General features: G+C 34.5%; 23 protein-coding genes and 1 riboswitch. Of the genes, 6 read left to right on the top strand and 17 right to left on the bottom strand.

The window, feature by feature from the left end:
- Positions 1-50: 50 nt before the first annotated feature.
- Entirely contained in the window at positions 51-611 is a 561-nt protein-coding gene (locus ACQKIH_RS03785) for an LOG family protein (protein ID WP_427763532.1), read from the bottom strand.
- Positions 612-668: 57 nt separating this feature from the next.
- Here ACQKIH_RS03785 and ACQKIH_RS03780 point away from each other — a divergent pair, with 57 nt between their 5' ends.
- From ACQKIH_RS03780 to ACQKIH_RS03765, 4 genes are all read left to right on the top strand, one after another.
- Positions 669-983, top strand: coding sequence for a MazG nucleotide pyrophosphohydrolase domain-containing protein (locus ACQKIH_RS03780; protein WP_057987503.1), 315 nt, complete (start codon positions 669-671; stop codon positions 981-983).
- Between the two features lie 94 nt (positions 984-1,077).
- A complete protein-coding gene (locus ACQKIH_RS03775) occupies positions 1,078-1,359 on the top strand; it encodes a hypothetical protein (protein WP_427763530.1) in 282 nt (93 codons plus the stop codon).
- Positions 1,360-1,570: 211 nt separating this feature from the next.
- A complete protein-coding gene (locus ACQKIH_RS03770; RefSeq protein WP_427763529.1) occupies positions 1,571-1,954 on the top strand; it encodes a hypothetical protein in 384 nt (127 codons plus the stop codon).
- 201 nt (positions 1,955-2,155) lie between these two features.
- Entirely contained in the window at positions 2,156-2,494 is a 339-nt protein-coding gene (locus tag ACQKIH_RS03765; protein ID WP_427763528.1) for a hypothetical protein, read from the top strand.
- 351 nt (positions 2,495-2,845) lie between these two features.
- Here ACQKIH_RS03765 and ACQKIH_RS03760 read toward each other — a convergent pair whose 3' ends face one another.
- From ACQKIH_RS03760 to ACQKIH_RS03750, 3 genes are all read right to left on the bottom strand, one after another.
- Positions 2,846-3,532 (bottom strand): DUF3600 domain-containing protein, encoded by a 687-nt coding sequence (locus ACQKIH_RS03760; RefSeq protein ID WP_057987506.1) that lies wholly within the window; start codon positions 3,530-3,532, stop codon positions 2,846-2,848.
- On the bottom strand, positions 3,525-4,049 hold the full coding sequence (locus tag ACQKIH_RS03755; RefSeq protein ID WP_057987508.1) for a sigma-70 family RNA polymerase sigma factor: 525 nt from the start codon (positions 4,047-4,049) through the stop codon (positions 3,525-3,527). The genes ACQKIH_RS03760 and ACQKIH_RS03755 overlap by 8 nt, the downstream gene beginning before the upstream one ends.
- A 261-nt stretch (positions 4,050-4,310) precedes the next feature.
- Complete coding sequence (locus tag ACQKIH_RS03750) at positions 4,311-4,994, bottom strand: HAD family hydrolase (protein WP_427763526.1); 684 nt, start codon at positions 4,992-4,994, stop codon at positions 4,311-4,313.
- 273 nt (positions 4,995-5,267) lie between these two features.
- Here ACQKIH_RS03750 and ACQKIH_RS03745 point away from each other — a divergent pair, with 273 nt between their 5' ends.
- On the top strand, positions 5,268-6,116 hold the full coding sequence (locus tag ACQKIH_RS03745) for an MBL fold metallo-hydrolase (RefSeq protein WP_427763525.1): 849 nt from the start codon (positions 5,268-5,270) through the stop codon (positions 6,114-6,116).
- Positions 6,117-6,296: 180 nt separating this feature from the next.
- Here the strand turns inward: ACQKIH_RS03745 and ACQKIH_RS03740 are convergent, their stop codons facing one another.
- The 8 genes from ACQKIH_RS03740 to pdxR all read right to left on the bottom strand — a co-directional run bounded on the left by ACQKIH_RS03740 (position 6,297) and on the right by pdxR (position 15,812).
- Positions 6,297-7,823: a tripartite tricarboxylate transporter permease gene (locus ACQKIH_RS03740; protein WP_057987518.1), complete on the bottom strand. Its 1,527-nt coding sequence runs from the start codon at positions 7,821-7,823 to the stop codon at positions 6,297-6,299.
- Between the two features lie 16 nt (positions 7,824-7,839).
- Positions 7,840-8,307 (bottom strand): tripartite tricarboxylate transporter TctB family protein, encoded by a 468-nt coding sequence (locus ACQKIH_RS03735; RefSeq protein WP_057987630.1) that lies wholly within the window; start codon positions 8,305-8,307, stop codon positions 7,840-7,842.
- Positions 8,308-8,365: 58 nt separating this feature from the next.
- Positions 8,366-9,397: a tripartite tricarboxylate transporter substrate binding protein gene (locus tag ACQKIH_RS03730; protein WP_201785008.1), complete on the bottom strand. Its 1,032-nt coding sequence runs from the start codon at positions 9,395-9,397 to the stop codon at positions 8,366-8,368.
- Positions 9,398-9,614: 217 nt separating this feature from the next.
- The gene (locus ACQKIH_RS03725; protein ID WP_057987520.1) at positions 9,615-10,298 is read right to left on the bottom strand and encodes a response regulator; all 684 of its coding nucleotides are present in this window, start codon (positions 10,296-10,298) and stop codon (positions 9,615-9,617) included.
- Between the two features lie 6 nt (positions 10,299-10,304).
- A complete protein-coding gene (locus tag ACQKIH_RS03720; protein ID WP_427763524.1) occupies positions 10,305-11,888 on the bottom strand; it encodes an ATP-binding protein in 1,584 nt (527 codons plus the stop codon).
- 347 nt (positions 11,889-12,235) lie between these two features.
- Positions 12,236-13,282, bottom strand: a complete 1,047-nt coding sequence (locus ACQKIH_RS03715; protein WP_427763523.1) for a DUF418 domain-containing protein — start codon at positions 13,280-13,282, stop codon at positions 12,236-12,238.
- 322 nt (positions 13,283-13,604) lie between these two features.
- Positions 13,605-13,808, bottom strand: a complete 204-nt coding sequence (locus ACQKIH_RS03710; protein WP_053582012.1) for a cold-shock protein — start codon at positions 13,806-13,808, stop codon at positions 13,605-13,607.
- Positions 13,809-14,381: 573 nt separating this feature from the next.
- On the bottom strand, positions 14,382-15,812 hold the full coding sequence (gene pdxR / locus ACQKIH_RS03705) for a MocR-like pyridoxine biosynthesis transcription factor PdxR (protein ID WP_427763521.1): 1,431 nt from the start codon (positions 15,810-15,812) through the stop codon (positions 14,382-14,384).
- A gap of 443 nt (positions 15,813-16,255) precedes the next feature.
- Between pdxR and ACQKIH_RS03700 the strand changes: the two genes are divergently transcribed.
- Positions 16,256-16,699 (top strand): YfmQ family protein, encoded by a 444-nt coding sequence (locus ACQKIH_RS03700; protein ID WP_427763519.1) that lies wholly within the window; start codon positions 16,256-16,258, stop codon positions 16,697-16,699.
- Positions 16,700-16,820: 121 nt separating this feature from the next.
- Here the strand turns inward: ACQKIH_RS03700 and dut are convergent, their stop codons facing one another.
- From dut to ACQKIH_RS03675, 5 genes are read right to left on the bottom strand one after another with little or no spacing between them, the layout of a single operon-like run.
- Positions 16,821-17,258 carry a dUTP diphosphatase gene (dut, locus tag ACQKIH_RS03695; RefSeq protein WP_057987528.1) on the bottom strand — a complete coding sequence of 146 codons (438 nt, stop codon included), beginning with the start codon at positions 17,256-17,258 and terminating at the stop codon, positions 16,821-16,823.
- Between the two features lie 12 nt (positions 17,259-17,270).
- Entirely contained in the window at positions 17,271-18,239 is a 969-nt protein-coding gene (gene nrdF, locus ACQKIH_RS03690) for a class 1b ribonucleoside-diphosphate reductase subunit beta (protein WP_057987529.1), read from the bottom strand.
- Positions 18,227-20,320, bottom strand: a complete 2,094-nt coding sequence (nrdE, locus tag ACQKIH_RS03685; RefSeq protein ID WP_427763517.1) for a class 1b ribonucleoside-diphosphate reductase subunit alpha — start codon at positions 20,318-20,320, stop codon at positions 18,227-18,229. The genes nrdF and nrdE overlap by 13 nt, the downstream gene beginning before the upstream one ends.
- Positions 20,317-20,676: a class Ib ribonucleoside-diphosphate reductase assembly flavoprotein NrdI gene (nrdI, locus tag ACQKIH_RS03680; protein WP_057987533.1), complete on the bottom strand. Its 360-nt coding sequence runs from the start codon at positions 20,674-20,676 to the stop codon at positions 20,317-20,319. The genes nrdE and nrdI overlap by 4 nt, the downstream gene beginning before the upstream one ends.
- Positions 20,673-20,897 (bottom strand): glutaredoxin family protein, encoded by a 225-nt coding sequence (locus tag ACQKIH_RS03675; protein ID WP_057987535.1) that lies wholly within the window; start codon positions 20,895-20,897, stop codon positions 20,673-20,675. Before ACQKIH_RS03675 ends, nrdI begins: the two co-directional genes overlap by 4 nt.
- A 312-nt stretch (positions 20,898-21,209) precedes the next feature.
- A riboswitch (cobalamin riboswitch) is annotated at positions 21,210-21,387 on the bottom strand.
- Positions 21,388-21,948 lie beyond the last annotated feature (561 nt).

Here is a 21,948-nt window from a genome sequence, read left to right as displayed (position 1 = left end):
TTGAGAACAATATAGCCCATCTAATAAAAAGATGGGCTACTTATGTATAATTAATATGTTCTTACCGAGACCGGTGTAAATTCTTTTATATACTGTTCCATTTTTGTAATTGAATCCGTAAATAGCATTGCCTTTTGATCAGCCGTTGTTAAAAATCCATTTGTTACCATGTCATTGTAAAAATCTTTTAATTTATCGTAATAACCTGCTACATTGAATAAGATGCATGGATTATTGTGTTGCCCAATTCTTGCCCATGAAATAACTTCCGAGATTTCTTCTAACGTCCCCGGGCCACCTGGTAATGCAATATAGCAGTCTCCTAATTCAATCATTTTATTTTTTCTTTCTGACATTGAACTTACAATTTCTAAACGTGTTAAATTCGGATGGCTTAGCTCTCGGTCTACTAAAAATGTCGGAATAATTCCGATTACCTCACCGTTATGGTATAAAACTTCATCCGCTATAACACCCATTAATCCTGCTTTACCACCACCATAAACTAACGTATGTCCATTATCAGCAATCCATTTGCCAAGTGCTTTTGCTCCATCGACATATAATTCATTATTCCCTAAACTCGCGCCGCAATAAACTGAAATATTCAAATTTACTTCCTCCTTTATGCTATATTACCATTATAGAAAAATAAGGAGTGGCTTGCATTGAATATTTTAGAATATCAAAAATGGATTACAGAATTTTATAAAAACCGAGGTTGGTACGACTTAAATCCGTTTATACGTGTAAATTTTTTAACAGAAGAAGTAGGTGAAGTATCAAAAGCAATTCGTACAATTGAAATTGGTCGCGACCGTCCAGATGAAGCTACACAACCTAAAGAACAACAGATCGAGAACTTAAAAGAAGAGCTTGGTGATGTGTTAGATAATTTATTTATTTTAGCGGATAAATACGAAATTGATTTGACAGATATTATGGAAAGTCATAAAGATAAATTAACGAAACGCTATCAATAATACATATAGTAAAGTCCATAACGAGGATTTCGGAACCATATAATTACAATTCACGTCTATACTGAGAAATGAAAAGTATAATGGAGGTATCATTATGTGGTTAATATTGGGTATTATTGCAATAGTAGCAACTTTTATAAATCTTTATATGTATATAGCTGGTAAGGATTATAAGCTTGCTATGGCGATGGCATTATCATTTACAGCATTGACACTCTGTGCAGAACATAGCCTTGTATCTAATTGGATAAAAGGTGAAGATTGGTCAGCTTTAACGGAAGTACCTAATTTCGGAAGGGCATTATGTTTTCTGACAATTGTTTCTATCTTACTGAATATAGCACCTATACTTTTAGAACTTAAAAATAAAAAGTAATTACTTATTCTAGCTCATACGGATTTACAACGTTAAGAGCAAAAAGACCCCTAACGACGCTTTTGTAACCAAATCAACACCATTCTATACCTATAATCATAGAGTTCGAAAATTAACTGTGGAAAGTTGTTTCTACGCAATAAACAAAACAATAAGAATTAGTGTGTTGTATAATATTGGTATATAAAATTAATATGAACGAGGTGAAACAATGACTAAAAAAACATTAATTTTTCTAATCTGTTTTTATATCGTTGCTTTTGCAATAAATTTAATTCCGTCAATAAAACATCCTGACTCTAATGTGACCATTTTGAATTTACTTGTAACTATACTATTTATAGTAACTTTGTTGGTATTTGTAAAAAAGATACCCCTTAAAAATGGGTTTAATAAAAGTTTAAATATCTTTTTAATCTTTGGTTTTTTATCTGGTTTGATAGTGTATGTTATAACAAAATTTGAACATATAACTTTGGATTATGCTATTTTGGATGTGATAGCGTCAATTCATTATCCGTTTTATATTATTTTTACAACTCCACTATTTGGATTAAACTATCTATTTGGTGTAAATTATGGGGTTTTCTCGTAATTGATGTCCGTAGTTTATTTGAGTGCAATTATATTACTTGTAACTTCTAGAAGATTAGTGAACCAATCCGCATAATGAATAAAGAACAATTAAGTTATACAATCACATTCAAAATAACGTTCCCAAATCAAACTTTGGTGACTATATGAATAAGTAATGCTGAATATAAAGCTTAATGATTTTATTTAAGGTGGTACTCATTTGAAAAAAATATTAATAATTTTAATCGTTTTTGTTGTAATTTGTTTTTCATATTTTTATAAATCACCCATAATTAGTTCGGACGTAGCTTTAATTAATGCGGAAAAATATTTATTAAATCCACCTGAAGAATGGGGAGTATCTATTTATTTTAATGGGCTAGAAGGAATTCCAGAAGAATATATCCGTGTAAATCTTTCTCAAAAACACGGATTTTGGAATGAATTATTAAATAGAATGCAATGGGAAGTCACAATAAAATCACCTAAAATGGGAGCCACTGTTATGATAGATGCACACACGGGAGACTTTATTAATTTAATTGGTGCATTTAGCTAAGCTTGTATTTTTTAGTTTCATCAACTTATTTAGGCTATACAAACCCATACAAATAAACGTTCCCAAATCAAAATTTAGGATATATTACAACACCACGAAACACTGTCAAATCAACGTTTCGTGGCTTTTCTTCTAAATATCATTTATATAGCTTTATATGCAAAAACTCTCAAATTCAGTTAGCGCAACGGCTGACGTACATTTTTCATACAACTAAACACATTCTATTTTTGTATAAAATTATGCATAAAAATGGAGTTTTTAACTTTGTAAATTTGCATAAGTCTTACAAAATCCCAACATTAAATATTATACACACTCACAAATCCCCAGCTGTCTTCCATCTATAACTCAATTTCCAATTTGTTTTTCATTTACATAAGATAAGTATTCTTGGGCTTCGGAAAATTTCTCTTGTAACTCTGTAGGAATTATATCGATATCCGGAACACTTGAAACTCCTACTTGTGCCATAATTGTTTCATAAGTCATTAAGGCTTGAATATAATTTTCAAATTCTTCAGCTGTTAAAACTTCTTGGCTTGATGGGAGTCCATTTAAATGATCAAAGTATGCTTGAATTTCGTACATAGCTACTTTAATTTTTTCTAATGGTTCTGCAGGGACTTGAGAATAATCTATATTTCCATTGCTATCACCATATTCAAGTTTTGCACTTGTAAATACATTTAATAACTCTTTAAATTGTTTAAACTCTTCTTTACTTAGGTCACCTTGTGCTTGATTCAATTTTGCATCAAATAATAAGTAACTTTTCATTGTAACACTCGCCGCATATTTTTTAAGATTATCAAATGATCCATATAAATCATCGGCCAATAACGCTTGAGAAGCAAATACACCCGTTGGAACTATTAAACATGCCGAAATAACCGCTATAGCCAATCGTTTCTTAAAAAAACGATTCATTTTGCCACCCATTTCAGATTTTGCTTTAGTAATGCCCCGTTTACTTCTTTCACGAATCTCTACAGGTACTTCGATTTTTGATAACTCTTCCTTAAGATGGTTATGCATAGTTATCTACCTCCTTTACATTTTGGCGAAGCTTATCTAAAGCACGGTATAACACTGACTTTGCGGTTCCTAATGGGATATCTAATATCTCAGAAATCTCCTTTAATGTACGGTCATCATAATATTTTAGTAAAATGACACTCTTCTCATCCTCTTTCAAAGTATCAATCAGCTTATGTAAAGACAATGTAAGTGCAATGTCTTTATCTTCTGCCCCAGTAAGCACTTCAAAGTCTACATTTAGTGGGATGATTTTTTTATTTTTATTGATTAAGTTCAATGCACAATTCATCGTAATTTTCATCAGCCATGTCTTGAAATATTCTGGATTTTCCAATGTACGGATTTTCTTAAATGACTGATAGGCCACTTCTTGAACAAGATCTAATGCATCCTCTTTATTTTTTACATAGACATAGGCCATTCGATAAATATCCGCTTCGTACTGCTGGAAAAGCATTAAGTAAGCTTTGTCATTTCCTTTTTGTGCTTTCATTACTAAACGTTCAAGTTTCATCTTAATTCCTCCTTTCGTTTTGGTTGTACATCTATTAGACAAGCGGGAAGGTGATTTGGCTTAAGTTTTTAAAATTAATTTTATGTAATGTGATTTTGGCTAGCAAATTGAAAAGTAAGTATGCACGTATTTGGATAATAGTCGCCACTTTTATAGCAACTTGGTTCACCAGCAAAGAATTTATTGCTCCAAAAGCAAATACAAAAGAGACATCCTTCATAAAAAAGCATGTCCTTTCTCTTCTATTTATTCCTGTTCAAACTAGTTGAATAAAATGCTGTCATCATTCACCTTATGAATTATCGAAAATAACTCCGCCAAATCATCCACAACGAAATCGGCATCCACGTTATCCCACTGAAAATCTTTTTTCCAAATACTTTTCATTCCTACATTTTTAGCTGCTTTTACATCGTTTTCTGGATGGTCTCCAACAAATATACTTTCGCTTGGTGTTACATGAAGTTGATTCAGGGCTTTCTTAAATATTTGTGGGTCAGGTTTTTTTAATCCTTCCCATTCAGATACTAAAATCGTTTCGAAATAGCTTTCAATACCTAGGGCCCTTATATTATCCATTTGAAATTGTCCGAATCCATTCGTAATCATTCCTAAAATAAAATTGTTACTTCGCAGTTCCTCTAACATACTTACTAAGTTAGGAAATGGCACACAATGATACTGAAATTGTTTTATGTAATCTTGTAGTAATTCTTCCCAAGTAACCTCGGTAATCTCAAGTTCTTCAGTCAATTGTTGATATACTTTATCTTTCCAAACATAACCACGGTTGTCGAGTTCGATAAATCTGGATGTATATTTTTCTTTTGGGATATGGGCTAGCCATTTATTCAATCGCTCATATTGATAATCAATAAACTTTTTCATGGACTCGTCCCGGTTTAACAAAGTTCCATCTAAATCAAAAAAAACTGCCTTAATCATTTCGCGACTCGCCTCCTACTAAAATTTTTGATTATTAATACCGTTCTTTTCCTCTGTTGTCCACCCTTAAATAAGTGACTATTTAAAATTTATCAAAAAATTAAATTAATTGCACATATAATATGTTATAATTTTCCTTAGTAAAAAAAGGAGGTACAAGTCCAATGGTAAAAAAATAAAATGAGAAAATCTTATATTATTTTAAAATAAACATGTAGATTTTCTCTTTCAATTGGTTCATACAATTTATATTTAGAATAGAGGAGATAAACCATGTTAAATAAATTAAGCGATACGATTTATTATTTATCAAATCAAGATGACCGCGATCGACCAACACTAGGATTGGTATGTGGTGACCAATATAGCCTTATAATAGATTCTGGCAATTCTACTCAACATGCTCAAGAATTTTTACTCGAAATCGCAAAGCTAGATGTACCCCCAGTTAAATATTTGGTCATTACACATGCACATTGGGATCACTTTCTTGGTATGAATGAATTTGATGCGACGGTTATTGTGAATAGCCTAACAAACAACAAATTAAAAGAGTGGAAAAATTTAAAATTTGATGATCATTCATTGCAAATGTATGTGAATAATAATCAAATGAGTGCGATGTGTATGGAGATTATTCAAACTGAAATATCTAACAGGGATCGTTTTAAGCTGCGTTCTCCAGAAATGATTTTTGAAAATACATTAACGATTGAATTAGGAAATAAAGTTTGCATACTTGAAAAAATCAAAAGTACTCATACTGATGATTCTACAATCGTTTACATTCCTGATGAAAAAGTTGTGTTTTTAGCTGATTGTGCATATGGTACAACTACAAATTCTTTATTTCATTACAAGCAATCTTTGTTATTACCAATGATTGAAGACATTCAAAAGTATGATGCTGAAATGTTCCTACTTGGTCATGAATCAATTTGTGATTTAATTGAAATGACTACATTTTGGAATGAGCTAACAGCAGCAAGTGAGGCAGTTACATCATCTTCTTTAGAACAGGCTATAGAGTCCTTTAAGTTAAAAAATAAAAGAGAACCAACTGATGATGAACTATTTTTCATAAAAGCCTTTGTGAATGACCAAATAATTCAATCCAAGTAAGCGTTAAAGAACACAACAATCAAATGTAATTAGCAGCCATCTCATGAAAATTATCATGAGGTGGCTTTTGATTGTCACACTTTTATTTTCGAGTTTCTTACTGAGATATATTGGATAAAAGCAAAAAAGCGAACATCCCATTACTACAGGGATGCTCACATTTACAATGACACGTATTACTCAACCTTCTTCATTAATAATAACATTTTTACCGCGTAACTTTAAAACTAATGGAATACAGATCCATAAAAACGCTACAACTAAAAAGACAAGTGATAGAGGTTTCTCTACAAAAATACTGAATTCGCCATTTGAAATCGTTAATGCACGGCGCATGTTATTTTCAATCATCGGCCCTAATACTAACGCTAAAACGAGTGGTGCAACAGGGAAATCATTTTTAGCAAAATAATAACCTAAAACACCACAGGCTAATAATACTAATAAATCAAATGTTGTATATTGCACCGCATAAACACCAAATATTGAAATCGCAATAATAATAGGTAATAAATATTTCTTCGGTGTTTGAATGATTTTTGCAAAAACACGCACTAACGGCATATTTAAAATGAGTAGCATTAAGTTACCTAAAAACATACTTGCGATTAATCCCCAAGCAACTTGCGGATGTTCTTCAAATAATAAGGGGCCTGGCTGAATGTTGTACATAACAAAGGCCCCCATTAAAATCGCAGTCGTACCAGAACCCGGAATACCTAACGTTAAAAGAGGGATCATTGCACCACCCGAAGCTGCGTTGTTTGCTGATTCTGGAGAGGCTACCCCTGCAATGTTTCCTTTACCGAATGATTCTGGATTTTTACTAATCTTCTTTTCCGTAATATAGGCAAAGAATGATGCAAGCGTAGCACCTGCTCCTGGTAAGACACCTAAAAAGAATCCAAGTAAAGAGCCACGGCCAATTGGTGCTGCACTATCTTTTAAATCTTGCTTTGTTGGTAATATTCGCGTAATTTTCGCAATCGGCTCATCACTGCCGTCCTTCTCGAAAATCGTTTTAAATACTTCTCCTAAAGCAAATAACCCTACTGCAACGGTTAAAAATTCAATTCCGCTAAAGAGTACTGGTTGATCATACGTAAATCGGGCAATACCTGAAACCGCATCAATCCCAATCGAACCTAATAATAAACCAAGTACCGTCATAATTAATGCTTTCGTAATCGACTTCCCTGCCAAACCACTAACTGCTGCTAAACCTAATAACATTAATGAAAAATACTCAGCAGGTCCGAAATTAATGGCAATTTTTGATAATGGTCGAGCCAATAAAACTAACCCAATTAAAGATACAATCCCCGCTACAAACGAACCAATAGCGGCTATGGACAAGGCAGCCCCTGCTCTTCCTTGACGCGCCATTTGGTAACCATCTAAAGTCGTTACAACTGAAGACGATTCACCTGGCGTATTTAATAAAATGGACGTTGTAGACCCACCATACATCGCACCGTAGTAGACACCCGCAAGTAAGATGATTGAGCTAGTAGCAGCCATTTCTACAGGTAAGCCAGATGTTAACGTAGCAGTAACTGGAATTAATAGCGCCACTCCGCTCATTGGTCCGATACCTGGTAAAACACCAACTGCAGTACCGATAATAACTCCTACTAAAGCAAATAAAATATTATGCCATTGAAATGCGATTGCAAAGCCGTTCATTAAATATTGTATCGTTTCCAATTACACGTCCCCCTTTCTATAAAAATGGTAACCCTGGTAAAGATCCGCCTAATACGTTGACAAATCCGTAATAAATAAATGCTGAAAAAGTGGCCGCTATAATAATCGTAGGAACCCATTTTCCCTTTTCTAACGTTTGGAATCCAATAACAAGGAACGCAAATGTCGTAATTAAATAACCTAGTTTTTCTAATAATAGAACGTAACCTAAAGCCGCAATAAATATAATGAAAAATCGCTTATAGTTCGGTGATTTAATATCTTCTTCCTCACCTACAATTTTATAAGTAGCTTTATGCTTAATCGTTTCAATAAACAAGAAAATACTTAAAATAATGAGAATGATACCTAAGCCTATCGGGAAAGTACTTGGTCCAATTTGTGAGCCATATGCACTGGTAGAAATTTTTTGCGATTCGACAACTACAAGAATACCTAACGCAAGAAAAACAATACTGGCCATTCGATCAAATTTTAAATTCATCATTGTGACACCTCCTAAAAGGGATGCGAGCCATTTGTTTTTGCTCGCATCTTTTCTATTACTTTTGCATACCTAAAGCAGTTAAAATTTCTGTAATCATTTTATCTTGTTCTTCAAGGAATGTAGTGAAATCATCCCCTACACGGAAATCTTGCTCCCAGCCATTACGTTGTAACTCTGCTGTCCATTCTTCCTTATCATTTAATGCCGTTAATTTTTCAACCCAATATGTTTTAGCAGCTTCCGACATATCTTTCGGACCGAAAATCCCGCGCCAAATTGTAAACTCTGTATCAATGCCTAAATCATAAAGTGTCGGAACATCTTCTAATCCTTCAATTGCCACTTTATTCGGTGAAGTTACAGCTAGTACGCGTGCATCCCCACTCTTCACGTAAGCGGCAACTGTTGAAATATCTGTTCCGATGGCATCCGCATTTTTACCTAACAATGCTGCCATCGCTTCACCGCCACCGTCATAAGAAACGTATTTTACAGCCTTTGGATCAATCCCATACTCATAAGCTGGTAAAATCGTAATCAAGTGATCCATTGAACCCGGTGCCGAACCACCAGCCATTGTAATTGCTGTTGGATCTGCTTTAACCGCATCTAATAAATCCGTTAAGCTTTCATATGGTGAATCTGCACGTACAACAATTGCGCCAAAGTCTTTCGTTAATTGTGCAAGTGGTGTCGTATCTTTATAACCATATGGACTATTTCCTTCTGCTTTTAAATTATTTATTAAAATCGGTGGAGACTTGACCATTAACATATGATCATTTTTCGCTTCTTTCGTCGCGTATGTGGCCATAAATACAGCACCACCGCCACCCGGTTTATTTTCAACTGTAATCGGTTTTTCAATTATTTTTGTTTCATTCATCATTTTACCGATTGAACGAGCTGTTAAATCCCAGCCGCCACCTGCCCCAGATGGTGCTACAATCGTCAAGTTACTTTTCGGATATTCCTCTTCCTTACTGCTACTGCTACTACCGCTAGACTCTCCCCCACCATCGCTACAAGCCGCTAAAGCTAACGTAAGCGATGCTGCCGAAAATAGTGCAACTAATTTCTTTTTCATTGACATAAATATTCCCCCCTCTGAATATACGCTCCCTTTGATGTAAGCGTTATCTTTATTAAAATATAAAAAATGACTATTTTATATATTTCGGAAATATTGTCTTTTGATTTTATATTATCCATTTTGTTCATACTGTTCACAGTGTTCCAAAATTCACAAAAAAAGTACACAATTGTTTGCCCCTAAACAATTGTGTACTCTTTCTATTTTCTATTCATTTTATTAAATATCGCCTTTCTGGACGGCCAACAGAGCCGTATATATGCTCAACATAAATGACTTTTTCTACCATTAAATGCTCTAAATAGCGACGTGCTGTTGTACGACTAATACCAAGTTCTCGTCCCAACTTTTCAGCTGTAATGCCATCCACGCAAGTTGTTAAGTAGTTAATGACCCCATTTTTCGTCACTGGATCAATCCCTTTAGGACTATTTTCTCTCGCGTCCTCAGTAAACGTCATATTATTCCATAAGCGATGGATTTCATTCGCTTGCAATTTATCCGAAGAGTTTAATATATCCCTTTTATCTTTGTACTTTTGCAAACATTCTTTAAATCGTTGCAATGTTAAAGGTTTTAATAAAAAATCAATGACGCCACTGGCATAGGCCTTCTTCACAATATCCACTTCCGCAGCTGCTGTAATTAAAATAATATCCGTTTCCAGATTCGTCTGCTTAATATAATCGATGAGCTCCGTCCCTAATTTATCTGGAAAATAAATATCCAATAAAATTAAATCCGGCTTCAAAGTATCTAACCAAATTTTCGCTTCCTCGATTGAATGTGACATCCCAATCGTTTGAAACCCTTCCAGCTGCTCTATAAATTTCTCATGAATTTGAGCAATGCGCACATCATCTTCAACAATCAACACTTCAATATTTTTTTCCATAGCTTTTTACCCCTCTTTAGGAATCGAAACAATAAACAGCGCTCCCCCAAGCTCGCCGCTTTCAATCGCAATAGCACCATTCAGCCTTTTTAAATTCTCGTTTACGATAGATAAACCATATCCGCGCGTTTCTTTATCCTTTGTTGATTGCTTCATTTTAAATAGATTATTTAGTAGATTTTGATCAATACCGCTTCCGGAATCTTCTATTTCACAAATGACTTCTTTTTCATATTCATAAATATATATACGAACCATTCGCTCTTCTTCCTCTAAATGTTCAACCGCCTCAAATGCATTCATCACCAAATTCCCTAATATTGAAATTAATAAATGCTTTTCAAAATATTGACCCAGTTTCCCACAATAACTATCCTCATCTAATATGAGCGTCACCTTCAACTCTTTTGCACGATTATAAAATCCGATCATTAAGCCGCTAATAAATGTATCTTTAATATGCTCATTAATAAAGGAGATTAACGCATGGTTACCGAGACGCTCTGAATGAATTAAATGTAGTGCTTCATCATATTCCTTTAACTGCAGCAAACCTGAAATCGTATAAAGAAAATTATTATACTCATGTGTTTGAGCGCGTAATGATGCGATATATTGCTTCACTTGTGATAATTCATCCGCCACTAAATCAATTTCCTCAAAAGGTCGGAAGCTCGACACCGCACCGATTACTTTCCCCTCATTAATAATGGGCACGCGGTTAACTAATGTCTTTACACCATTGATTGTCATCATTCGATTTAATTGCTCATGCCCCGATTCCATCACTTTAATTAATCGCGTATTCGGGATGACTGTACTAATATTGTGACCTACTACAGGTTGATCATTATTTAATATGGCGCTCGCAGACTGATTGCTTAATGTAATCGTGCCTTCTGTATCTACCATAATAATGCCTTCTCGAATCGACTCTAAAATAGCATTTCGCTCAGTCAATATTTTTACGATTTCCTGTGGTTCATAGTTTAATAGCTGCTTCTTTATTTTATTCGATAAATATGTAGATATGATGATTGACAGTAATAAGGTAATGATAAATAATACGATCAAATAGCGTCCATAATCGAGATTCATCGAGAAAATATCCTCATATAAAAATCCAACAGAAACAACACCGATTATTTTTCCATCTTCATCTTTTACCGGCGCCTTACCACGTAAAGCCTTTCCTAAAGTACCCTCGGCAACTGAAATATATGCCTCACCTTCGATTAACGCTTGATCATTGTCATCTCCAACCATCTCTTCGCCAATCCGCGCTTTCACTGGGTGTGCATAACGTATACTTTGTTCATCCCCTAGTACAACATATTCGGCTTCGACACTTTCTTGTATTTCTAAAGCGAGTTGTTGTAACGCTTCCGTTGTTTCCGCCTTCTTTAATCCTGCTATAATATCTGGATGTTTAGAGGTCACTTTCGCAACACTTAGAGCGCGATCTCCAATTTCGTGCTCTACAATTTCCCCCATTATGAAATAAGTAGGTATAATAATAAGAAATGATACCGTTACGACTAAAAAAATATTATATTTGAAAAATTGAAAATTTAACGAACGTCTTTTCATTAGCTATCCCTCAGTGACTTTATAGAATGATAGTCTCCATTATAGCATAGGTTATTTTGATTTTTCGTAAAAGTCTAAACATTAAAGTTTAATGATATCCATTTCAGTCAACATGCATTTTAAAGAAATATTTCAGTCATTAAACGCAATTGAAATACGAAAAATGATCCCAATGTCTGACGAAGATAACTATTTTGGGTTGGATGGCTTTATTGTTGGGTTGTTTAAAAAAAAATTTCATTTCAATAGCAAAAAACCGAGTATGGAGGGCAAACTCTACCATACTCGATTTTTTTTAGAAGGGGTGAAAAAGTGTAGTACTTTTTATTATTGCAACTAATAATTTACTAATTACTATCTTCTGATTTCATTTTTAAAAGTGGGGGAACGTTCCAATAGGTGCCCATCCGCCATAGCCATTCAATTGGTCCAAATCTAAAGAATACCAACCAAAGCTTACTAAATAGTAATTGCAAAATGTAAATTCCAACACAGATCCAGAGAGAGGAAATTAAATCGATGTTCGAAATTAAATCTAATGCATTTCCAATCAATAAAATAAGTGCAGTTTGTCCTAAATAGTTAGTTAAAGCCAATCGTCCATACGCTTTTAATGGGGAAAGAAGTATTTGTAACAACGGATGTTGAAGTATTATCACTAATGTCCCTATATAGAATGCCGAAACAAATGGACTGATTTGCATCCCGATTAATGGAAACATCGTTACTTTTTCTATATGATTAGTTAATTGTTCGTCCGACAAATTATCAAGTGGTAAGTATGCATGTGGTGCATATTGCCATTGATAAAGCCAACCAACTAAACTTACACCAAACATAGCGATTGTAAAAATTGTTATCTTTTTTCGATTATCTTCAATTTCTTCAAATATTCGATACTGCCCTGCTGCTAGACCAAGTAAAATCAGCGGGAATGGCATAGCTATTTTTAAACCTAAGTAAGCAGTTATTCCTAAGAGGGTAAGACCTAAAGCTAAATTTATTTCTTTACGTACTTTATAGAATGGTAAAGCTACTAAGCCAAATATTGCATAGATTGTTAACGCTTCACCGGGTTGGAAATACATATGCACAATTCCTATTAAAAACAAAATGGCGATTCTTCTTATGAAAAATAAAAAAGCCTTTTCATCTTTGGCCTTAGCACGTGTTAAAAAAATATAAAATCCTAATCCAAATAAAAATGAAAAAATTGAGAAAAATTTACCTTCTACAAAGAGAGTTAAAATGTTACTGTATGCGATGTTTATTGATGTTTGTGGTAATTCAATCCTAAGAAGTGTTGGGATATTTACTAGTATAATTCCTAATAGTGCAAATCCTCTTAAATAATCTAAAATATGAATTCGTTTGTTTAAATCAATTGGTTGCATTCTGTCCTCCTCCTAACTAATACAAAGTATACTATACTGAAGTTCATAAAAAAGTAGGAACGGAAATGTAATACTAACTTGGGCTCAGGCATAAGCGCATACATCGCTACAAGATCTTTTCGTGCAATATGCTGATTGATCTTTTTTAACTTGATTGTATGATTTTCTATATAATGCAGAAATTCAAGAAAATCTTTCGTAATCGTTGTTGGATAGTTGTTTGTGACTGTGATTTCAGTAGCATTTAACAACAAAAAAAGGCTGCCACCAAAAGTTATCGAAATAACTTTTGGGGCAGCCTTTTATGGTTACATCATTAAAATTAAAGTTTTACGATGTTTGTAGCTTGTGGGCCACGTTGACCGTCTTCAACTGAAAATTCAACTTTTTGACCTTCGTCAAGTGATTTGAAACCGTCACCTTGGATAGCTGAGAAGTGAGCGAATACGTCGTTTCCGCCTTCTACTTCGATGAAACCGAAACCTTTTTCTGCGTTAAACCATTTTACTGTACCTTGTTGTGTCATTTAAATGACCTCCATTAATTGTATTCAATAATATCATTCTTCATCGAAAGAAAAAATCCACATATTACAAAAAGTATCTTACATTACATGATTACTCTTTGTAATATGTGAATTTATTTGATTTCTTTTAAACGACGTTATTACATTTATTATATAACATAAAATAGAGTTTGGCTAGTCCTAAATGAAAGTTTTTTTTAAAACAATATATTGCGCACTTAATAAATTAACTTTAGCATTGTTTTCGTGCATAGATGGCTCAATAGCATTGATCTAGTAAAGTACCGCTACCACTGACTTTCTCACAAAAAATACATACAAAGAAGGTCCTTTCCTCTCCCTACTTCCTGCTTCAAAAAAAATGCAAATTGACGAAAATGACAATCAAAAAAAGACGATTTCTAATAAAAAACACCCCAATTTTCCGGAGACCACTCACAAATGGGGTGAAATTTGCGGAATAAATTTTTTAAAAAACACAATCAATACATCCGCATTTCTTTATTAAGGACCTCGGACAGACTTCATATTTCGTTTTTCACTTCTTTATTTGCTGCTTTTTCAAGAAAAAAATCATAAACCATTTAGCGCTTGTGCAAACCTTTTGATTCCTTCATCAATCGAATTTTCATCTGCTCTTGCGAAAGTAAAACGAACATAGCCATTTTTAGATCCCATTGTCGAGCCAGGAACATAAATGATACCTCTTTTAATCGATTCTTCGAGTAATTGGTTTTCATTATAATTTTTACGGATTTTACACCATATATGAATACCACCTTGAGGGATAGTATATTCCACTTGGTATTTTAAATACGTATCCAAACTTTTCATAATTTGATTTCGCCTTTTTTCTAATTCTTCAATTAAACTTTTCATATGCGCATTGAATGTATGCGACTCTAAAAAATCATTCGCAATCCACTGTGTAAAGCTGGAATGGCCAAAATCAATTTGTTGCTTAGCATCAGATAACCTTTCAATTACCGATGTTGGCCCGATAATCCACCCTATTCTAAGTCCAGAGGCAACAATTTTGGACAAGGAACTAATGTATAATACATTGCCATGTCTATCTAATGATTTAAGGGTAGGGACTTTATCTCCTGAAAAAGCTGTTAAACTATACGGATCGTCCTCTACAACTGGAATTCCAAGCTTTGAGGAGATATCTAAAATCGCCTCTCTTTTCTTCACATTCATTAGGGAACCTGTTGGATTTTGGAAATTTGGATTTAAAAAGATCATTTTAATACGATGTTTTTTATATAATACGTGCAAATCTTCCGGGTTAATGCCATCCTGATCGACAGGTAAAAGGTGAATTTGTATACCTGCTGATTTATAAAACGGCAAACTATAGTTATAGGAAGGATCTTCAATTGCAATTGCATCACCAGGCTTTAACAAACATTGTACGATTAAATGTAATGCTTGTTGCGCCCCCGATGTAATAAGGATAGATGCAGGAGTCGTTTCAATCCCCCGACTGTCTTTTACATGTTTCGTAAGGGTATTTCTTAAGATTTCACTTCCCTGTGGATGGTCATATCCAAGGCTCCCGATAAAAGAACGTGTTGAGGTAATCTCCCTTAGAAAACTTTTCGGGAAAAGTTCTTCTGCCAATTCGCCGGTAGCTAAATTAATTAGGTTATGTTCAACAGCTTCTTTTCTTATTTTTTGTGTGACAGGGAGATTCGGTAAAAAGGAACCCGCATCAATATATCTACTCCAACTAGGAATTCGTTTTTTTGTAATTCCCCATATATCTTTACTAATGGTCGTACCGCTGCCTCTAGTTCTTTGAATTAGTCCCATCGATTCTAATTCGTCATATGCATTGACCACAGTACTTCTATTTACATTGAGAACATTCGCCAAATTTCGCTCCGATGGTAATGGCTTGTCAGGAGGGAATGTCCCATCTGCAATCCCCTGCTCAATATATTGTGCGAGTTGTTTATAAATCGCTTTTTTTGCTTTTCTGTCAGGCTTCCAATCCATAAATACTCACTCCATTATGTCTATTGCTATATGCCACTCAACAGAGGCATTCCAGGTAAAAAATATTCATATTAATATACATTCATCTACAGTATACCATCCACTTCACTACTATTTTAGCCATCCACTTTGAAATCCAAGCCATCTGTTTAGCTAAGAACGTTGATTTGATACCATTTCATCGGAATGAAGTTATATTGAAAAATCATTTTACGTTTAAGAACATTTTGTGTTATCTTGCTTAATTCCTTGTGTTTACAATTTGATGAAGCTATTATAAAAATTAATTAGACTTTCCACTATTAGCATGATGCAAACTAAATGTGATTCGGGCTATTTAAATAGGTAGGAAAGTAAAAAAATGATTGTATTTAATAACTTAACCGTTAGAAAATACCATCTTGAGCGTTACCAAATATAATTAATGAAAGAGTTGATAGGATATGTTTTGGATTATCGTTATTACAGTACTATTTTTTACTATGTTTACTTTTTTATTTAACGCTCCTAGTTCACTTGTGTCATGGACACTAAAAAAGTTTGCATTAACTTCAAAACTTGATGCACAAGATGTGTCGTTAACATTTAACGGAAAGCAATTAGAAGAACATGCAAAAAGTGAATTTATTGACTATTTTAATGAAGCGTATATTTTAAAAAGACACTTCATTTTAAAAGGGAATGAACAGTTATTTCTAAATCCAGAAACAACGGTTACACCTTTCATCTTGACTGTAAAAAAAGGCGGAAAAATTGTTAACTTCTCTATTTATTGTTATGATGATACGATTGAAGTAGTTAAGCAACACAAGAAGAAAGTTGAGTCTTATAGTCTTAGTTCTGAAGATTTGAAAGTATTTACTTTGCACACGAATGGATTGAGTTAATGTAAAAGCCCTAAAACCTTTGTTTATCAAGGGTTTCAGGGCTTTTTGTGACGATTAATTATTTTGTAATCAAGTATGCACTTGATAGACTGGTCACGAGCCTATCATGGCCAGCTTCACCCTATTTTGTACCACTCGCTCCAAATCCAGATGTTCCACGGACTGTTTGAGATAATTCATTTACTTCTTGCAGTTGAACTGATGGAACAAATTGAATAACCATTTGGGCGATACGCATCGATTTTTCTACTATGAACGTTTCGTTACCATGATTAATTAAAATGACACCGATTTCGCCTCGGTAGCCTTCATCAATTGTACCTGGACTGTTTAGTACGGTTACACTATGCTTTAATGCCAGTCCACTTCTCGGACGAATTTGAGCTTCTGTGCCTTTTGGTAATTCAATTTGAATGCCTGTTTTAATGAGTTTAGCTACTCCTGCTGGAATCTCCGTTGCTTCAATTGAATAGAGATCCATTCCAGCATCACCTGGATTGGCTTGCATAGGTAGCAATGCATCCGCGTGTGTTCTTTTGATTTTAACTTCTAAGTTCATTATTCTTCATCCTTAACGATTAAAATTAAATGTGTCATCTGTAATCGGCGCTACTTTTGCTTTTGCATACGTAGCCCCTTTTTGTGAAAAGAAATCGTAAGTAGAACCTTCATTACGAATACCATTCATAACAATCGGATTCACTTCTTCTTCTGGGAACATTGGATCGAAACCGATATTCATTAACGCTTTATTGGCATTATAGCGTACATAAGCCTTAACTTCAGGCGATAATCCTGTTTCCGCATAAACATCATCTGTATAGTTCATTTCATTTTGATATAAATCCAGTAATAATTCATAGCCCCATAACTTTAACTCTTCTTGTTTTTCCAGTGGAAATTTCTTAAATAAATTTTGACCGAAAAATCCTACTGCCACACCATGAATAGATTCATCACGTAATATAAGTGATATGATTTCCGCACTATTTCTTAGGAAACCTTGTCCACCTAAGTACAATGGGTAGAAAAAGCCAGAGTAAAACAGGAAAGATTCAAGCATAACAGACGCGTACATTGCTTTCCAGAGACTTTCTGGATCGTCTTCCTCAATACTGTTGTAAACATCGGCAATTTTATTTGCTTTATATTGTAAGAACTCATTTTTCTTTACCCATTCAAATAGCTCATCTATTTCTTCGTTCGTACAAAGCGTTGTGAATATATACGAATAAGATTTCGCATGGATTGCCTCAAAAGCATCAAAAACAGTTAGAACTGCCTTTTCTTGTAAATCAGGTGTGAAAGCAACAACACGGTTCATCCCGATATTTGTTTGGACAGTGTCTAGTAAAGTTAATCCTGCAAGCACTTTTTTATACGTATCTTGGTGCTCGAAATTTCTCCACTGTTTAATATCTTTACTTACGGCAATTTCTTCAGGTAACCAAATTTGCTTCCATTGCTGGTCCCAAAATACTTGTGCGAGTTCACTCGTTGACTTATTCCAATTGACCGCCTCATAAACTATATTTGACATGCTACACACTCCTCTAAACTTTGTAATCGTTGACGTACATAGTAAACGGACTTAATTCCCTTCATCCATGCATAAATGTATACTTTAGCCAACTGCTCTGTTGTCCAGTTGTCCGTTACATAAAGTGTCATCGAAATCCCTTGGTCTACGTGTTTTTGAGAAGCTGCATATAAATCGATTAAGTCATATGGATTAACATCATACGCTTCAACATACAAATGACTGTTCTCATTTGTTAAATGTGGCATCGGATAAATTGTACGGCTATCTGCATAATCACGTACTTCTACACGCTCTGTACTCGGAGCAATTGAAGCCGTACAACTACGAATGTATGAAATACTTCCTGTCGGTGCGATAGCTAAACGATAAGAATGGAATAAACCATATTGCATCACATCCTGCTTTAACGTTTCCCACATTTTTGGCGTAATGACTGGAATATTCCCAAGTGCTTTTAACACAACAGGAGATAGTTCTTTTTCAACTTCATTTACGTATTGATCAAAATAAATGCCTGTTGCGTAATCACTATCTTCAAAACGGTAAAACGTTTCGCCATTCGCTTTTGCAATTTCCATTGATGATTGAAGTGAATAGTAGTTCATCGCTTCCATAAAATGATCCATAAAATCAACAGAATCCTTTGAGCCATACATGATTTCTTCAGTAACAAGGTGGCCATGTAGATTCATACAACCAAGCCCAACTGAATGCATTAATTTATTGGCTTTTACAACAGACGGGACATTTTTTATGTTCGTCATTTGAGACACATTCGTTAATAAGTGCATCGCCGTATCTACCAATGCGCCAAAATCATTTACTTTTGTTGCTGCATGAATATCAATTGAACCTAAATTACACGATACATCTAGCCCGTATTCATTCGGTTCATCTTGATCTGTAATTAAACTTGTTTGCTGCACTTGTAAAATTTCTGTACATAAGTTTGACATCTTCACACGGCCAATATTTTTAAGTGGGTGCACGTCATTGACATTATCATCAAAAATTTCAAATGGATAGCCCGATTCAAATTGTGCTTTTTTCACTTCTGTATAAAGTTTACGTGCGTTTAAACGCTTGATTTTACGGATTTTTGGGTTGTCTAGTAGCTCATAGTACATTTCCGAAATTGAAACCTCAGACATGCGCTTGCCGTATTCTTTAAAAATATCGTATGGACTAAATAACACAATATCTTTATCACGTTTCATGAGGTTGAAGAAAATACTCGGAATAATAATACCCGTAGATAAAGTAGCGAGACGAATTTTATCATCTGCATTTGGTTTTTTCGATGAAATGAAATTTTCGATATCCGCATGGAAAATATTTAAATAAACAACGCCAGAGCCATTTCGTTGACCTAGCTGATTGGAATAACTAAAAGAGTTTTCCAACAGTTTTGCTACTGGCATTACACCGCTTGCACGATTTAAAATTTCTTTAATCGGATCACCTAATGGACGTAAATCCGTTAAGTTCACCCCAACACCACCGCCAAGACGTGATAGCTCTAGGCAATAACCAATATTTTCAGAAATGCTATTCATCGAGTCATCCATTGACAGTTTAAAGCAGCTTACTAATTCCCCACGTGCTTTTTTCCCACTATTTAATGCAGTTGGCGTTGCCGGTTGGTAAGCTTCCATTATCGCTTCAACAGAACGTTCCGCTAAATCCTTGTTACCTTGTGCTAAATACAAGGCAATAATGACAATGCGGTCTTCATATTTTTCTAAAATTTCTTCCCCATCACGACTTTTCATTGCATAGCTATCGTAAAATTTGCTGGCACTCATAAATGATGGGAAACGGAAATTATAATCATAAGCCTTTTTGTACAGATGCTTAATAAATTCCATCTCATACATGTCGATAAATTCTTTCTCATAGTACCCTTCATCAACTAAATAGCTAATTTTTTCTTCGAGATCAATAAAGTAACGTAAACGTACATTGACATATTCTAAAAAGTAACGGCGTGTCGCTTCTTGATCTTTTTCTAATTCAAGTTGACCTGTTGTGCTATAACGATTCAATACATCATTATTAAGCTTTAAATATGTTTTCATCCTAACACCCTCGTTTCATAAAATGCTTGTATTACGTCATAGTCCGCTTGATAGCCCCGTAAATCTAATTTACACACTAAAGGTACGTCATATGTTACGGCAATTTTTTCACCAGCACCGCCAAATTGCGTATGTCCAAAGTTACTATTGCCACTAACAACTACCCCTTTACAAAATGCTTGATTCTCTTCTAAAAAATGAGAAACTTTTGCAGGGACAGCTCCTAATCCATCTGTGTAAGTGATTAATAAATACGGCTCTTTCAATTGTAATCCTTCCGAAATTTCAATGGATTCCTTTTCTAACTTCGAAACAACACTACGCACATTCCCTGTACGACTCGCGTAAACAATCATTGTGTAATCAACTCAATTTGAGCAATAATCTCCTTAACATCTGCTATAAACATTCCGTCCACTTCTAAAATGGGCACGCTTAAAAGACCTGCATCTATAATTTTTTGCTTTGCTTGTTCATCGTGATCAATATTAATAATTTCCGCTTCAAGTCCTGCATTTTGCAATTCAGATTTCACCCAAAGACATTTCGGACAAATTGTTTTCGTATAAAGTTTCATATAAATTCCTCTTTTCGTAAATTATCAATTACGCCTCGGCGTAATTGTGTCCAGATTTTTTCAAGCTCGCTTGAAAAACTCCCCTAAAAAATCTGTGACATCCACCGGGGCTTAACTTGATTCAGCCGGGGTTTGAATCCCACTGAATAGAATTTGCCTATTTGGCACTCATCCCCCACTTATAGTAGTAGGAGACTTCGGCTGAAACAAATTAAAAAGGCTATCTCTTTTAACAGAGATAGCCGAAAATGGAAACGTTAATAATACCCAAAAATGGTGACGTCCCCATTTCTTAGTCCCCGAAGAAATGATCGATTTGTTTTAATAAAGGCAGGTCTCCTGGCTTTGCTTCATTCTCTGATTTCCTTCCCATACGAATGTACAGTGGATTTAATCATCGTCAGCTTCACAGTTGCGGGGACAGCGTCGGTATTACACCGAACTTCCCTTTTAAACTACATATAGTAGCACCTTTGTAAAACGAACACAATATATTGTTGTTTAATAGACCTAAGTGTACCATCCTTCATTTAAAAAGTAAATCTTGAATAACGATTACCTTGAAGTGAAATAATTCAATCTTATCAGCTTAAGAATTCAAAGTAACCAATTGCTTATTGCTGATAACTTAAATATGAATTGGTTTAATATAATGATCCATCAAATATTTTACCAAAATAGAGTATATCATAAATGGGACAACACCAAAATCTGTTCTTGCCATATCCCTCCCTTTTTTAGAATGGAAAACGTCTGCAAAGTATAGAGGGGTAGCAAATTTGGCTATTAATTGAGGTAAATTGGCTATTAAAACGTGGAATGGCTATTAACTGCATTATTTTGGCTATAACCTGCTGAAGATTGGCTATTATCCGCGTAAATTTGGCTATTACAGCTAACTAATTGGCTATTAACCTGAAATTCCAGCAAAAAACGCTCAAAATGCATGTGGTTTGAAGGAAAAAGTTTATTTTACTTGAACCAGTTTCACTTAGTCAATGCCATACAGCTTTTATATGAAGTCACTTAGCAGGGCCCACCGTTTCCGCAA

Source organism: Solibacillus cecembensis (assembly GCF_050272495.1).
Taxonomy (GTDB): Bacteria; Bacillota; Bacilli; order Bacillales_A; family Planococcaceae; genus Solibacillus; species Solibacillus cecembensis.
Note: the sequence above shows the minus strand (reverse complement) of the source record. Positions and strands in the feature narration are given on the sequence as shown.

Coding starts and splice junctions, on each gene's coding strand:
- ACQKIH_RS03720 (WP_427763524.1), bottom strand. CDS start 11,888: ATGAAAAGACGTTCGTTAAATTTTCAATTTTTCAAATATAATATTTTT.
- nrdF (WP_057987529.1), bottom strand. CDS start 18,239: ATGTCAAATATAGTTTATGAGGCGGTCAATTGGAATAAGTCAACGAGT.
- ACQKIH_RS03760 (WP_057987506.1), bottom strand. CDS start 3,532: ATGCATAACCATCTTAAGGAAGAGTTATCAAAAATCGAAGTACCTGTA.
- ACQKIH_RS03715 (WP_427763523.1), bottom strand. CDS start 13,282: ATGCAACCAATTGATTTAAACAAACGAATTCATATTTTAGATTATTTA.
- ACQKIH_RS03745 (WP_427763525.1), top strand. CDS start 5,268: ATGTTAAATAAATTAAGCGATACGATTTATTATTTATCAAATCAAGAT.
- ACQKIH_RS03735 (WP_057987630.1), bottom strand. CDS start 8,307: ATGAATTTAAAATTTGATCGAATGGCCAGTATTGTTTTTCTTGCGTTA.
- pdxR (WP_427763521.1), bottom strand. CDS start 15,812: ATGGATTGGAAGCCTGACAGAAAAGCAAAAAAAGCGATTTATAAACAA.
- ACQKIH_RS03770 (WP_427763529.1), top strand. CDS start 1,571: ATGACTAAAAAAACATTAATTTTTCTAATCTGTTTTTATATCGTTGCT.
- ACQKIH_RS03755 (WP_057987508.1), bottom strand. CDS start 4,049: ATGAAACTTGAACGTTTAGTAATGAAAGCACAAAAAGGAAATGACAAA.
- ACQKIH_RS03730 (WP_201785008.1), bottom strand. CDS start 9,397: ATGAAAAAGAAATTAGTTGCACTATTTTCGGCAGCATCGCTTACGTTA.
- nrdI (WP_057987533.1), bottom strand. CDS start 20,676: ATGATTGTTTACGCGAGTCGTACAGGGAATGTGCGTAGTGTTGTTTCG.
- ACQKIH_RS03750 (WP_427763526.1), bottom strand. CDS start 4,994: ATGATTAAGGCAGTTTTTTTTGATTTAGATGGAACTTTGTTAAACCGG.
- ACQKIH_RS03710 (WP_053582012.1), bottom strand. CDS start 13,808: ATGACACAACAAGGTACAGTAAAATGGTTTAACGCAGAAAAAGGTTTC.
- nrdE (WP_427763517.1), bottom strand. CDS start 20,320: ATGAAAACATATTTAAAGCTTAATAATGATGTATTGAATCGTTATAGC.
- ACQKIH_RS03675 (WP_057987535.1), bottom strand. CDS start 20,897: ATGAAACTTTATACGAAAACAATTTGTCCGAAATGTCTTTGGGTGAAA.
- ACQKIH_RS03725 (WP_057987520.1), bottom strand. CDS start 10,298: ATGGAAAAAAATATTGAAGTGTTGATTGTTGAAGATGATGTGCGCATT.
- dut (WP_057987528.1), bottom strand. CDS start 17,258: ATGAACTTAGAAGTTAAAATCAAAAGAACACACGCGGATGCATTGCTA.
- ACQKIH_RS03775 (WP_427763530.1), top strand. CDS start 1,078: ATGTGGTTAATATTGGGTATTATTGCAATAGTAGCAACTTTTATAAAT.
- ACQKIH_RS03700 (WP_427763519.1), top strand. CDS start 16,256: ATGTTTTGGATTATCGTTATTACAGTACTATTTTTTACTATGTTTACT.